This window comes from Pseudarthrobacter sp. RHLT3-21, assembly GCF_059383495.1.
Genome location: NZ_JBWZCI010000006.1, coordinates 139,277 through 151,020, shown reverse-complemented (window position 1 = coordinate 151,020; position 11,744 = coordinate 139,277). Strand labels below are relative to the sequence as shown.

At 64.3% G+C, this 11,744-nt stretch carries 14 protein-coding genes; 6 read left to right on the top strand and 8 right to left on the bottom strand.

Annotated elements, in window-relative coordinates:
• Window positions 1-96 precede the first annotated feature (96 nt).
• The 4 genes from AC50YA_RS09125 to AC50YA_RS09110 all read right to left on the bottom strand — a co-directional run bounded on the left by AC50YA_RS09125 (window position 97) and on the right by AC50YA_RS09110 (window position 2,672).
• Window positions 97-696, bottom strand: coding sequence for a hypothetical protein (locus AC50YA_RS09125; RefSeq protein ID WP_494981965.1), 600 nt, complete (start codon window positions 694-696; stop codon window positions 97-99).
• A 77-nt stretch (window positions 697-773) separates the two neighbouring features.
• Window positions 774-1,280 carry a GNAT family N-acetyltransferase gene (locus AC50YA_RS09120; protein WP_494981964.1) on the bottom strand — a complete coding sequence of 169 codons (507 nt, stop codon included), beginning with the start codon at window positions 1,278-1,280 and terminating at the stop codon, window positions 774-776.
• 13 nt (window positions 1,281-1,293) lie between these two features.
• Window positions 1,294-2,157: an alpha/beta hydrolase gene (locus AC50YA_RS09115; protein ID WP_494981963.1), complete on the bottom strand. Its 864-nt coding sequence runs from the start codon at window positions 2,155-2,157 to the stop codon at window positions 1,294-1,296.
• Between the two features lie 11 nt (window positions 2,158-2,168).
• The gene (locus AC50YA_RS09110) at window positions 2,169-2,672 is read right to left on the bottom strand and encodes a mycothiol transferase (RefSeq protein ID WP_494981962.1); all 504 of its coding nucleotides are present in this window, start codon (window positions 2,670-2,672) and stop codon (window positions 2,169-2,171) included.
• Between the two features lie 123 nt (window positions 2,673-2,795).
• On the opposite strand from AC50YA_RS09110, the gene AC50YA_RS09105 reads away from it, so the two are divergent.
• A complete protein-coding gene (locus AC50YA_RS09105; RefSeq protein WP_494981961.1) occupies window positions 2,796-3,377 on the top strand; it encodes a dihydrofolate reductase family protein in 582 nt (193 codons plus the stop codon).
• A gap of 26 nt (window positions 3,378-3,403) precedes the next feature.
• On the opposite strand, the gene AC50YA_RS09100 is transcribed toward AC50YA_RS09105, so the two are convergent.
• Both AC50YA_RS09100 and AC50YA_RS09095 read right to left on the bottom strand, forming a co-directional pair.
• Window positions 3,404-3,634 carry an iron chaperone gene (locus AC50YA_RS09100; RefSeq protein ID WP_494981960.1) on the bottom strand — a complete coding sequence of 77 codons (231 nt, stop codon included), beginning with the start codon at window positions 3,632-3,634 and terminating at the stop codon, window positions 3,404-3,406.
• A 101-nt stretch (window positions 3,635-3,735) separates the two neighbouring features.
• Complete coding sequence (locus AC50YA_RS09095) at window positions 3,736-4,131, bottom strand: VOC family protein (RefSeq protein ID WP_494981959.1); 396 nt, start codon at window positions 4,129-4,131, stop codon at window positions 3,736-3,738.
• 335 nt (window positions 4,132-4,466) lie between these two features.
• Between AC50YA_RS09095 and AC50YA_RS09090 the strand changes: the two genes are divergently transcribed.
• Window positions 4,467-5,624 (top strand): glutamate--cysteine ligase, encoded by a 1,158-nt coding sequence (locus tag AC50YA_RS09090; protein WP_494981958.1) that lies wholly within the window; start codon window positions 4,467-4,469, stop codon window positions 5,622-5,624.
• 198 nt (window positions 5,625-5,822) lie between these two features.
• Window positions 5,823-6,140 (top strand): hypothetical protein, encoded by a 318-nt coding sequence (locus AC50YA_RS09085; protein ID WP_494981957.1) that lies wholly within the window; start codon window positions 5,823-5,825, stop codon window positions 6,138-6,140.
• 5 nt (window positions 6,141-6,145) lie between these two features.
• Here the strand turns inward: AC50YA_RS09085 and AC50YA_RS09080 are convergent, their stop codons facing one another.
• Together AC50YA_RS09080 and tcuA are read right to left on the bottom strand one after the other, a co-directional pair.
• Window positions 6,146-6,835, bottom strand: a complete 690-nt coding sequence (locus tag AC50YA_RS09080) for a GntR family transcriptional regulator (protein WP_494981956.1) — start codon at window positions 6,833-6,835, stop codon at window positions 6,146-6,148.
• 51 nt (window positions 6,836-6,886) lie between these two features.
• Window positions 6,887-8,380, bottom strand: a complete 1,494-nt coding sequence (tcuA, locus tag AC50YA_RS09075; RefSeq protein WP_494981955.1) for an FAD-dependent tricarballylate dehydrogenase TcuA — start codon at window positions 8,378-8,380, stop codon at window positions 6,887-6,889.
• 195 nt (window positions 8,381-8,575) lie between these two features.
• On the opposite strand from tcuA, the gene AC50YA_RS09070 reads away from it, so the two are divergent.
• Genes AC50YA_RS09070 through AC50YA_RS09060 form a run of 3 tightly spaced genes read left to right on the top strand, consistent with a single transcriptional unit; the run spans window position 8,576 to window position 11,708 of the window.
• Window positions 8,576-9,556 (top strand): Bug family tripartite tricarboxylate transporter substrate binding protein, encoded by a 981-nt coding sequence (locus AC50YA_RS09070; RefSeq protein ID WP_494981954.1) that lies wholly within the window; start codon window positions 8,576-8,578, stop codon window positions 9,554-9,556.
• On the top strand, window positions 9,553-10,200 hold the full coding sequence (locus AC50YA_RS09065) for a tripartite tricarboxylate transporter TctB family protein (protein ID WP_494981953.1): 648 nt from the start codon (window positions 9,553-9,555) through the stop codon (window positions 10,198-10,200). Before AC50YA_RS09070 ends, AC50YA_RS09065 begins: the two co-directional genes overlap by 4 nt.
• Window positions 10,200-11,708, top strand: a complete 1,509-nt coding sequence (locus tag AC50YA_RS09060) for a tripartite tricarboxylate transporter permease (protein ID WP_494981952.1) — start codon at window positions 10,200-10,202, stop codon at window positions 11,706-11,708. The genes AC50YA_RS09065 and AC50YA_RS09060 overlap by 1 nt, the downstream gene beginning before the upstream one ends.
• Window positions 11,709-11,744 lie beyond the last annotated feature (36 nt).

The following is an 11,744-nucleotide window of genomic DNA, read 5'->3' as shown; positions in this document are numbered from 1 at the left end:
TCACGGGCGGTGGCACCCCGGGCCCGGGGAAGGAACCGGGATCGGCGAGCACCGCCGTCGTACGTTTCTTTCAACAGCGACGACGTCGTCGCCGTGCTACCCGTGCGTGACTGCAGCCCCCAGTAGCCCGAACAGCGTTCCGGCCGCCAGGGCAATGAGGGCGCGTCTCCGCGTGGGATACATCCAGCGCACTGCAAAAACAGCCACCGCGAGAATCAACCCGTTCACTACGCCCATTGTGACCGCCAACCATTCGGTCCCGGTGGACACCCCAAAGCCTCCGCCGCTGCAGCCGCTGATCCCGCACCAGGCAAGACCCGCCACGAGCCACTGCGGAAGGCTCAGCAGAACGGCGAGGGGCACCGCCCACCAGAGGTTCCGGACGTTCCGGGTGACCCCGTGAATTGTCACCACCGGAACCGGAGGCACAGCGACAGGCACAGCGACAGGCGGGGCGGCTGGAACCGGCTTCCGGATGCTCAGGATCATCCACCGGAAGAGGACCGCCGTCGGCCTCAACCCGCCCGAGGACGGCGGACCCGAGGAATCAAGGAGGAAGCCCGCGGCGAAATACGCTGCCGATACGGGAAGCGTCAGGACCACCAAGGCCCGCATCAGCCACTCCCGGACCGTCTCATCCAGATCCACGTCGAGGGAGCCGGCGAGGAGCGCAGCGCCAACAACGGAAACCGTCACCGACAGATAAGCGACGACGGCGATCCTGGCCCAGCGCGGTAGCGACCTTTTATCCGGACAAGACCCTGTCCATATGGTCAGGACGCGGCCCGCCCCGAACGGACCATCCGGATTTCGGGCAGCTCTTCCCACTCGGGTGGCAGCTGCCCGCGCCCGCCGTCAGGCCGAAAGCCGTGTTTGAGGTAGAAGGCCAGCGCCCGGGGATTGTTCTCCAGCACCCAGAGATAAGCCGGGCTCTCGCCGACGGCCGCGCTCAGCAACGCGGCCCCCAGCCCGCTGCCGTGCGTCCGCCGGAGCGTGTACAGCGAATACAGTTCCAGCGCCTCCGGGCCGTCCTCATCCCGTCCGGGACCCGAGTCGGCGAGACCCACCACCTCATGGTTGGCGTCCACCGCGATGATCCGCGGGTCGCTCCCGGCCAGGAATGGTCGACGACGCTCCACCCGTTCGGGAATGCTGGCCCGCCGCGCGCGGAAGAACTCCGCTGACAGCCGGTCCCCGTAGCTCTCCTCGTGGGCCAGGGTGTGCACGCGCACCACCGCTTCAGCGTCCTCGGGAGTAGCCTGCCGGATGAGAAAGTCCATGGCCCCAGCCTAGCTACTTCACCCAGCCCCTTTTCTGCAGCCAGTCGGTCAGGATGGGCAGCGCCACGGCGCTGTGCATCGCGCCCATATGATCCAGGCCCGGCAGGACACGGACGTCCCACCCGGCCTTGGTCAGGGCCGCTTGATGCCTCGCCAAGGGCTCCCCGATGGACACCCGCACGCCGCCCCAGACCGGTTTGTAGTCGATCTGGTCCTCGACGCCGGCGAACGCGAGTTTGGCCAGGTCCACCGGGAGCGCGGCGGTTGAATCGTTAAAGTCCTGCAGGGCTTCGTACAGGGTGACGAACTGCTGCGTCTGCGCCTCGGTGGTCTGGACCGACACCGAGTCCCAGTAGCCCGGCTCGGGTTCAGGAACCGGGCCGGCCGGTTCGCCGGCCGTCGCCACGGACATGGCATGCGCGGCCCGGGTGACCGCCAGCATGCTCCGGTACGGACCCTCGAGCGGCGGGAAGCCGCCCATGGCGAGCGCCCGCAGACGGTCGGTACGGAGTGCAAGCTGCAGGCCGCTCAGCGCCAGCCAGGAGTAGCCGTAATAGGCGAAGGCCTCAGCGCCGGCGGCATCCGCGATGGCCAGGAGGTCGACGGCGATGTTCGCCGGGGTGAGCGTCTGCGGCGCAGGGTTGGCCATCCGGTGTGCTTCGTAGTCGGCCGCTATGACCCGGTTGGTTGGTGCCAGTCCGCTGATGAGGTTTGGTCCCAGGTCCGGGTCCCCGCCCCATTGGCGCAGGGTCTCCGCCTTGGCTGCCGTGTGCAGCGCTTGGCTGACCGGCAGGAGGACGGCGGGTCCGTCTCCCTGGACCGTGACAGGGATGGTTATGCCGTCATGGAGAACTGCCGCAACTATGTCTGTGTCCATGGGATTCTCCCCTACTCGGCGTTCAACCCTTTGGCGTAAGCGGCCTGCCCCACGTGCTGGAGACAATCGGCAATGGTGCTGACCAGCCGCACGCCGAGGGTAACGGGCGGATCCCAACGTTTGTCCACGATTCGGTCCATGTCCTCGTCGGTGAGAGTCTCCAGGAATCCCGTGGTCTGCCGGTGGACGGCGTCGTAGTACGCAAGGAGAAGTTCCGGCCGGGCCCGCACCGCGTCGACCTGGTGGGTCGAGTGACCGTACCCGGTGTCACGGTCTGTCAGCGGCAGGCCAAAACGGCCGGCAAAGTCCTGTGCCGTCCAAACCTGGTCCAGGCCGGCGGCGCTGGCCACCTGCGCGTCCTCCACCCTGCCGAGGTGCCAGATCAACCACGCAATCGAGTTCCCGGTGCCCGCCGGCCTCAGTGCCAGCGACCCGTCGTCGAGCCCGTTAAGCGTGGCCTCCACGATTTCGCGGATCCGGCGGAACGCGTCCAGCAGCAGTTCGTTGGATTTCATCAGGTCCTCCTCAACGTGCCATTTTTTACTGAGCCCCATGCTTACACGCTCGCCCCACCGCCGGATAGCGCGGGATAATGGAACCCTTACCCATCCGCGCTGGGGTACTTCAAGGAATCCACCATGAGAAAAGTAAGCGTAACCATTAACCTGTCGCTGGACAGTGTTATGCAGTCGCCGGGCCGTCCCGACGAGGACACCCGCGGAGGTTTCCGGCGTGGCGGCTGGGCGTTGCGCTACAACGACCCCGTCATGGGACGTGTGATGGGCGAGGGAATGGCGCAAACAGGATCCCTCTTGCTGGGGCGGCGCACCTACGAGGACTTCGCCGGCTACTGGCCGCACCAAAAGGACAACCCCTTCACCGACGTCCTGGACAACATCCGAAAATACGTCGCCTCAAGAACGCTCACCGAACCCCTGCCCTGGAAGAACTCAACGCTGCTCCAGGGCGATGCAGGAGCGGCCGTGGCCACGCTCAAGAAGGAGCCGGGGCCGGACATCGCCATCCTGGGCAGCGGCGAGCTGATCCAGTCGCTGAGAAGCAGGAACCTCATCGACGAATACGTGCTCCTCATCCACCCACTGGTTCTCGGTTCGGGCCGCCGCCTGTTCCCGGACGGCGGCCCTTCGTCAGAGCTCCGGCTCGCCAGCAGCGTGACCACAACTACCGGCGTCGTGATCGCTACCTACCAGGCCGTCTGAGCGGATCAGTAGGAGCGGGGCAGGCCCTACTCGAGGATCTCGGCACGGCGCAGCCGGACGATGTCCTCCAGCACGTCGTCGGGGAGGGGCCCGGACGACGCCCACGAGTGGCTTCCCTCAAATTTCAGGGCGGGCATCCCGTAGCTCATCCCCTCCTCAGCCTCCGGCACAACGGCCCTTGCAACAGCGATCACATGTTGCAGGCAGCCGCGGTCCGGCTCAGGCAGATCGGCCAAGGAATCGTCAACGGTGCCCATGGCGCCCATTCTATTCCTGAAGGTGGCGCGTCTGTTCCTGAGCGTGGCGCGCGAGGGGCCGCACTTCCGTTCGCGGCAAGTGCGGCCCCTTCGTGCGCCAATCAGCCTGCGGCTGGCGACTTGCGCTGGGAGATGTTAAGAATGTTTCCTTCGCTGTCCAGGAACCAGGCGGACTTCCCCCAGTCATTATCGGCAACGCCGTTCTCCGTCTTCAGGCCGGGGAAATCGTACTCTTCGAAGACGACGCCGCGGCCCCGCAGTTCCACCATCTCGCCTTCGAGGTTGTCCGTTTCCCAGCCCATCTGGGTGTTCTTGGCTGTCCCGGCATTCTCTGTCTGGTAGATCAGGAAACCCGTTCCATTGCCGCCGCTGTAGAACAGGCTGTCGTCCTCCATGGAATCGGACGGTTCCAGGCCCAGCTTGTCCCGATAGAAATCCTTCGCCCTGTTGATGTCCTTCGCAGCGAGGACGGCCATGATAGTTGAATCCTTGAGCATGATGATTTCCTTTGTGCCTTGCTTTCGTGTTGGTGGCGATGCTCTCCCCCGGTGGCGGATCCGGAACATCGTTGTCCGGTGCCGCGTGGCCGCCCCTTGCGCCAAGTGCCGGAGCGGCCACCTGGGACTCTCAGCCGCGCCAGCCATCATCGGCGCGAGGGTCCCCGATGCCTATGTGGCCATTATGGAACTGAAAGGGCCTCTGCGGATATAGGGGATTTCAACCGCTTCAGGCGGCCCTCCCCGGTTCCCCCACGGTACCTTCACGGATGCCCCCACGGAGGACGGGAACAAGTGTGGATCTGGGGCTGCTTTTGTTGGCGCACACTTAGCTAGTGCGTACTTTTGGTGTTGAAGAAGAATTCCTGATCGTTGATCCCTCCAACGGCAGTCCCCTGCCCCTGGCCGCAGACCTGCTGCGTCTCCAGGACCCGGGCGAACCGGCGGACCTTTCCACGCACCCGATGCTCGCCGTCGAGCTTCACCAGGAACAGATCGAAGTGATCACCCACCCGCACAGCACCCTGAGCGGGCTCTCCGCCGAGATCCTGTCCGGCCGCGCTCTCGCGGACTCGCTTGCCCGAAAAGCGGGCGCCAGGATCGCTGCCCTCGCCACGTCCCCGCTGGCCGTGACACCCCACTCCACCAGCAACACCCGCTATGACGCGCTGCTGGAAAAGTTCGCCCTGACGGCCCGCGAGCAGCTGACCTGCGGATGCCACATCCATGTCTCCGTTGACTCTGACGAGGAAGGCGTCGCGATCCTGGACCGCATCAGGGCCTGGCTGCCGCCGCTGATGGCGTTGAGCTCAAACTCCCCGTTCTGGGACGGCGCTGACAGCGGCTACGCCAGTTTCCGCACCCAGGCCTGGAACCGGTGGTCCTCCGCCGGGCCGACGGAAATCTTCGGCTCGGCCCAGGCGTACCACCAGCGGGTAGCGGACCTGGCCGGCACGGGAGTAGTCAACAACCCTGATTTTGACGCCCGCCTCTCCGCCCGCCACCCCACCGTGGAGATCCGGGTGTCCGATGTTTGCCTAGATCCCCGCGACACCGTCCTGATCGCAGCCCTGGTGCGGGGTCTGGTGGAGACCGCTGCCCGGGAATGGAAATCCGGGCAGGCACCGGACATGGTTTCGGCCATCATCCTGCGCCAGGGGGCCTGGCTGGCCAGCCGGTGGGGAATCCAGGGCGAGCTGCTCCACCCGCTGACCCACAAGCCGGAGTCCGCACGCAATGTCATCGGCGCTCTCCATAACCATGTCCGCGACGCCTTGGACGAGGCGGGCGACTCAGCCTACGTGGAGGCATCCCTGCACCGGATCTTCAGCAACGGAACCGGCGCCAGGCTGCAGCGGCAGGCCTACGCGCGCCACGGCAGGCTGGCTGACGTGGTGAGCGACGCCGTCGTCATTACCCACCAAGAACCTGCAATCAACGAGCCGATCGCCCCGGTTGACCTATCACTTTTGGTCCCCAAAACCGTGGTTTAGCAACGATACGTGATAGAGCAAACCGGGGAATAGGTGGCTGCTCAGCGCGCCCTGGGCCTCGCGTCGGATTCTGCTCAATCATCCAGTCCTATCTGGTCGCCAGGGCTGGATTTCCGGGGTGGCCCGCATGCCGCCGTCGAATGATTGAGCAGAATCCGTCGACGGCGGGTGGGCGGGGAACAGCGGGATAATGGAAGCATGACCAATCAGGACCCGGACCCCTGGGCGGAATTCGACAAGCTCAAGCCCGCCGTCCCGGACCGGGTGGCCGGCTACCCGGGTGGCGAACCGGTGGGCTTTGGCTTCCGGACGGGTGTGCGCAGCGCCAAAGTGGCCCTCGGCTTCGCCGTGTACGCGCTGGCGCTCGGCACCACGCTGGTCCTTACAGGCGCCGTGGTCTTCATCGCCCAGGGGCAGTGGCTGCTGCTCGGGCTGATGGTGCTGATCGAGGCCGTCTTTGTCTACGCGTTCATCCGGCTGGCGCGCCAAGCGCGCAACCGGCGTTCCCCCCGCTAGCCGTTCTAGCGGCGGGTACCGCTGTTGGTCAGCGGTTGTTGCAGCGCCGTCTCCCGGAGCAGCTGAAGACGCAAAGTGCGCGCTTTTTCCATGTGGCTCCGCGCTATTTTTCCGGCGGCATCGCTGTCCTGCTTATCGATGGCATGGATCAGGGCCTCGTGCTCATCCAGCGATTCCGCCCAGCGGTTCCCCGTGGAGAGGGTGGACCGGGGCGCGTGGATGAGGTGCGTTGACAGCCGGTCCAGCAGGTCCCTCAGGACAGGGTTGTGGGCGCAGTTCCAGACGGCGGCGTGGAACTCCAGGTTGGTGGTGATTCGGGTGTGGTCATCCGGTTCCTGGAGTTCACGGTCCCGCTGGAGCAAAGCCTCAAGCCGCATCAGGTCCGGAAACTGCCTGGCCCGGGCGGCCTGACGCGCTGCCTCTTCCTCAAGGAGGATGCGCATGTCATAGATCTGGATGACCTGTTGTGGGTCAACCTGAGGAACCTGCAGGCCCCTGGCGACGCGCTCAAGGAGCCCTTCTTGCTGCAGGCGGGACAGCGCCTCCCGGACGGGTGTCCGGGAGACGCCGAAACGGGTGGCAAGTGACGTCTCTCGAATAGTAGTGCCAGGCTGGTGCACTCCGGACAGGATTTCGCTGCGCAGGGTCCGGAAGATGCTCTCTCCGTCAATGCGTGGGGTTGCTGTTTCCGTCACTTGAGTGGTCCTTGATGCCTGGGAGTGATTGGTAGTTGTTCGAAAGGAACTTTACGCCAGAACGCCTGCCCGCCGGCCGAAGACGCACCCTGCTGCAAGGCCGGTGCCGCCCGGGTAGTTGACACTGAACAGCCCGCCGAGCATTTCACCCGCCACAAACAGTCCTTCGATGTGCTTGCCGTCAGCGTCCAGGACGCGGCCGTGAGTGTCCGACTTGATGCCTCCGAATGTGAAGGTGATCCCGCACGAAACGCCGTAGGCGTAGAAGGGGCCCGCCTCAATGGGGGCGGCCCAGTTGCTCTTGACCGGTTCAGTGGCGGCCTTCCGGCCGTCCTTGATGGTGGGGTCGAACGGGATGGAGCGGTCGATGGAGTTGTTGAAGTCCGTCACGGTCTTGGCCAGGCTCTCCGGGTCCAGGCCGATCTTGGCGGCCAGGTCTTCGATCGTGTCCGCCACCTCCACCGAGATGCCGGGCATGTCGTATTCCTCGCTGCGCAGCATCGGACGAAGGTTTGCGTCGAAGATCTGGTACGCCACCGATCCGGGCTGCTTGAGGATTTCCTTGCCGTACTTGGCATAGGTGTAGTTCCTGAAGTCCGCGCCCTCATCCAGGAAGCGTTTGCCGTCGGTGTTCACAATGATGCCAAACGGGTAGCTCTGCCGGGTCAGCCGATTGGTGAGTTCACGGTTGCTCTCGTTGGTGGCCGTGAAAGCGTCCCACTGCACGCTGTGGCAGGTACTCCAGTCGCCGCCCTTGGTGGCGCCGATCTCCAGCGCAGCGGCGATCATGTCACCGGTGTTGTACGGGGTTCCCCGGACCTTGGCGTTCTCCCAGCCTTCACCCAGGTGTTCCTGCCGCCACTTGGGGGCGGACTCGAAACCGCCTGCGGTGAGGATCACGGACTCCGCCATAAGGCGCTGCTCGCCTTCAGCGGTTTTGATGACGACGCCGGCAACCCGCCCGTTCTCCACGATGAGGCTTTGCGCCGCATTGCCGTAGCGGACATCGATTCCCAGTTCGCCGGCAACCCGGGTGTGGTCTTCGATCAGGCCTTCGCCGCCACCCACATTCCCAACGTGCAGTCCGCCCCAGAAGAGGTAGGACCCATCGGCGCGCTCATACGCCTGGCGCTCGTACATCAGGCGGTACTTCAGGCCCAGCCCATTGAGCCACCGAAGGGTGGACTGGCTCTCGGCGATGAGAACCTCCGTCAGCGCGGGGTCGTTCCGGCCCTCGGTGACTTTTGCCAGGTCCGATGCATATTCTTCGGCGCTGTAAGGGGGGACCACGGTGCGGCCGTGCCGCTCATTCGGTTCCACGAGGCCGTGCAGGTCGTCCAGCCCGTTGTGAACGATCCGGGTGGCGCCGGCGGTATAGAAGCTGTTGCCCCCGGCCATGTCCTTCTCGCCCTTTTCCAGCAACACAACTCGCCGCCCGCGTTCCGCCGCAGCATGCGCCGCCGTGAAACCGGCGTTTCCGCCGCCCACCACAATTACGTCAACGATGTCCGCACTCTGGGGTCCGGCTCCATTACCGATAGACATTGGTTGTCCTTTCGCTGGGTTAATGAATCCCACTGTATACAAACGTATGCAATTGATGCAAGGCTGTTTCTGCTGGCATCGACTTGCCAGTGATTGTCATCACAGGTATAACTGTATTTCATTGTGTACAAAGGTATTCGAATCGAAGCCATGCACTTTCGCCCCGCCCAACAACGTCGTTACGGAACGAGAACCATGAAAAAGCCCCTACGCAATGCCGTGTTCGGCCTGGTTGTGGCCGTCATCGCTGCGCTTGCGTTCGTGAATGCCGGCACCGCTGGTGGAACGAGCACTGCCAGGAACAAACTCACCCTGATCGCTCCCGCGGCCCCGGGCGGCGGTTGGGACGGATTTGCCCGCGAAGGACAGCAGGCCCTCAAGAGTGGAGGCGTCGTCAATAACGCCCAGGTGGTCAACGTTCCCGGTGCCGGCGGGACCATCGGCCTTAGCCAGTTCGTTCAGACTCCGGGGCGCGAAGACGCCCTCCTGGCGACCGGTGGCGTGATGGTGGGGGCCATCGAACTCGGCGACAATCCGGAGTCAATGGCTGACGTTGTTCCCATCGCGCGGCTGGCCGATGACTATGCGGCGCTGGTGGTCCCTGCCGATTCCGATTTCAAAACCCTCGATGATTTCCTGGCCGCCTGGAAGAAGGATCCCGGCGGAACCTCGATCGGCGGCGGCTCCCTGGGCTCCATTGACCACCTGCTTAGCGCGATGGTAGCCAAAACCGTAGGCGTAGACCCCAAAGATGTGAACTACATTGCGTACTCCGGAGGCGGGGAGGCACTGACCTCCCTGCTGTCCCACACCACGTCCGCCGGCATGTCCGGCTACAACGAAGTCAGCGACCAGATCGAAGCGGGAACGCTGCGCGCCCTGGCGATCTCTTCGGAGGAGCGGCTCGACGGCGTGGACGTTCCCACCTTCAAGGAACAAGGCGTGGACGCATCCATGTCCAACTGGCGTGGGTTTGTGGCCGCGCCCGGCACTACCGACGAAGTGAAAGCGGAATTCATCGCGATCGTCACCGAGATGCGCAGCAGCGCCCACTGGCAGGAAGCCCTCAAGCGGAACAACTGGACAGACACCTTCTCAACCGGCGAAGAATTCGATCTGTTCATCAACAACGAAGTTGCAACGGCCCAAGAAATCGTAAAGGACCTCGGCCTATGAGCATCACCCAGCACCAGCAAGAAACAGGATCCGCTACGGAACCGCAAAGGAGAACAAAAGCAGGATTCGCGACCGGCCGCAGTGAATTCGTAGTGGTCGGAGTGCTCTACGCAGTGGCCATCTTCCTCACTGTGGGCACAGCGACCATGAACGTGCAGGGCAAGTCAGCTCCCGGACCGCAGTTCTTCCCCATCCTCGTCTGCATTGTCCTGTACTCGGTGGCCACCCTGCTGGCGATCCAGATCATTCGTTCACCGAAGGTCCCGGACAACTCCATCCACCCCGGAAGAGGGCAGTTCTCCGCAGACATGCTGCACGACCTTGGCCATCTGGGCAAGGCAGAAGACGAGGCCTGTGAAGATGAAACACCCCAAAATCCGGCCAAAACCTGGAAGACCTACTCAGACTGGCGGACGCTTGGCCTGCTGCTGGCCGGCTTAGTGGCATTTGTCCTGCTGCTCAACCCTCTGGGCTGGATCATCAGCGCTGCGATGCTGTTCTGGGTTGTTGCCTATGCCTTGGGCAGCCGCCGCCAGGTCTTCGACATCGGCGTTGGCCTGCTCTTTTCTTCAATTACTCAACTGGCCTTTGGCGCCGGGCTGGGCCTCAGCCTGCCTTCCGGCATCGTGGGAGGGATTTTCTAATGGAACAGTTCGAACTCCTGATGGGCGGCTTCGCCAGCGCACTGACACCCATCAACCTCCTGTGGGTGCTGATCGGCGCAGTCCTGGGCACCGCCGTCGGCGTCCTTCCCGGGCTTGGCTCCGCTATGGCGGTGGCGCTGCTGCTGCCCGTGACCTTTTCACTGGAACCGACGGCAGCGTTCATCATGTTCGCAGGCATCTACTTCGGCGGCCTTTTCGGTGACTCCACGTCCGGAATCCTGCTCAACACCCCCGGCCACTCGTCCGCTATCGCGTCCACGTTCGAGGGCCACCGGATGGCAAAGAACGGACACGCCGCCAAAGCTTTGGCCACTTGCGCCATCGGAGCTTTCATCGGCGGCCTGATCGCCACCACCCTGGTGGTCTTCTTCGCGCCGACCCTGGTCAAAATGGCCACCGTCTTCGGCCCGGCCGAGTACTTCGCGCTGGCGGTGTTCGCGTTCCTGGCCATTTCCGCCGTCGTCTCCGAATCAGTGATCCGCGGCATCGCGGCACTGGGAATCGGCCTCGCCCTCTGCCTCGTGGGAATCGACGGCCCCAGCGGCACCGCCCGGTTCACCCTGGGCATGCCCCAGCTCTTCGACGGGATCTCGATGATTGTCATCACAGTGGGGCTGCTTGCCCTCGGCGAGGTGTTCCACATCGCCTCCCGCATCCACCGCGACCCGGTAGCCACCCAAATCGAAACCAAAGGGCGAGCCAGGCTTACCCTCGCCGATTTCAAGAAGGCACTCCCAGCCTGGCTCCGCGGCACCGCGTTCGGCGCCCCGTTCGGGCTGATCCCCGCCGGCGGCGCGGAGGTGCCCACCTTCCTGGCCTACGGTACCGAGAAGCATCTGGCCAAGCGCCGGAACGATCCCGAGTTCGGCACCACCGGCTCCATCCGCGGCCTGGCCGCTCCCGAAGCCGCGGCCAACGCCACCGCCGGCACTGCCATGGGTGCCCTGCTCGCTTTGGGATTGCCGACGTCGGCCACAGCGGCGATCATGCTTGCCGCATTCCAGCAGTACGGCATGCAGCCCGGCCCCCTGCTCTTCGAACGAAGCGGCGACCTGGTGTGGGCGTTGCTGGCCTCGCTGTTCATCGGCCTGGTGATCCTGGTGATGATCAACATTCCGTTCGCCTCCGTCTGGGCCAAGCTGCTGAGCATCCCCAAGCACTACCTCTACGCCGGCATCACCGTCTTCTCGATGCTCGGCGTCTACGCGGTAAGCTCCGCGGTGCTTGACCTCTGGCTGTTGATCGCCATCGGGCTCACCGGATTCCTGATGCGCCGCTACAACATCCCCCTGGCCCCGGTCCTGATCGCGGTGATCCTGGGGCCGATGGCGGAGACCGAACTGCGCCGCGCGCTGGCCGTTTCCCAAGGGAACCTTGGCATCCTGGTGGACAGCCCAATCACCATCACCCTCTACCTGGTCCTCGCTGGCGCCCTCGCCGTTAGCGCCGTCCAACACCTCCGTCACCGGGCCAGCCGGAAAGCCTGATGACGGGACCCAACCAAAAAGGGAGCCCTTGCGTCT

Bases quoted from the DNA above. Each gene is read 5' to 3' on its own strand.
- AC50YA_RS09120 (WP_494981964.1), bottom strand. From the start codon at position 1,280: ATGGACTTTCTCATCCGGCAGGCTACTCCCGAGGACGCTGAAGCGGTG.
- AC50YA_RS09115 (WP_494981963.1), bottom strand. From the start codon at position 2,157: ATGGACACAGACATAGTTGCGGCAGTTCTCCATGACGGCATAACCATC.
- AC50YA_RS09110 (WP_494981962.1), bottom strand. From the start codon at position 2,672: ATGAAATCCAACGAACTGCTGCTGGACGCGTTCCGCCGGATCCGCGAA.
- AC50YA_RS09105 (WP_494981961.1), top strand. From the start codon at position 2,796: ATGAGAAAAGTAAGCGTAACCATTAACCTGTCGCTGGACAGTGTTATG.
- AC50YA_RS09100 (WP_494981960.1), bottom strand. From the start codon at position 3,634: ATGGGCACCGTTGACGATTCCTTGGCCGATCTGCCTGAGCCGGACCGC.
- AC50YA_RS09095 (WP_494981959.1), bottom strand. From the start codon at position 4,131: ATGCTCAAGGATTCAACTATCATGGCCGTCCTCGCTGCGAAGGACATC.
- AC50YA_RS09085 (WP_494981957.1), top strand. From the start codon at position 5,823: ATGACCAATCAGGACCCGGACCCCTGGGCGGAATTCGACAAGCTCAAG.
- tcuA (WP_494981955.1), bottom strand. From the start codon at position 8,380: ATGTCTATCGGTAATGGAGCCGGACCCCAGAGTGCGGACATCGTTGAC.
- AC50YA_RS09070 (WP_494981954.1), top strand. From the start codon at position 8,576: ATGAAAAAGCCCCTACGCAATGCCGTGTTCGGCCTGGTTGTGGCCGTC.
- AC50YA_RS09065 (WP_494981953.1), top strand. From the start codon at position 9,553: ATGAGCATCACCCAGCACCAGCAAGAAACAGGATCCGCTACGGAACCG.
- AC50YA_RS09060 (WP_494981952.1), top strand. From the start codon at position 10,200: ATGGAACAGTTCGAACTCCTGATGGGCGGCTTCGCCAGCGCACTGACA.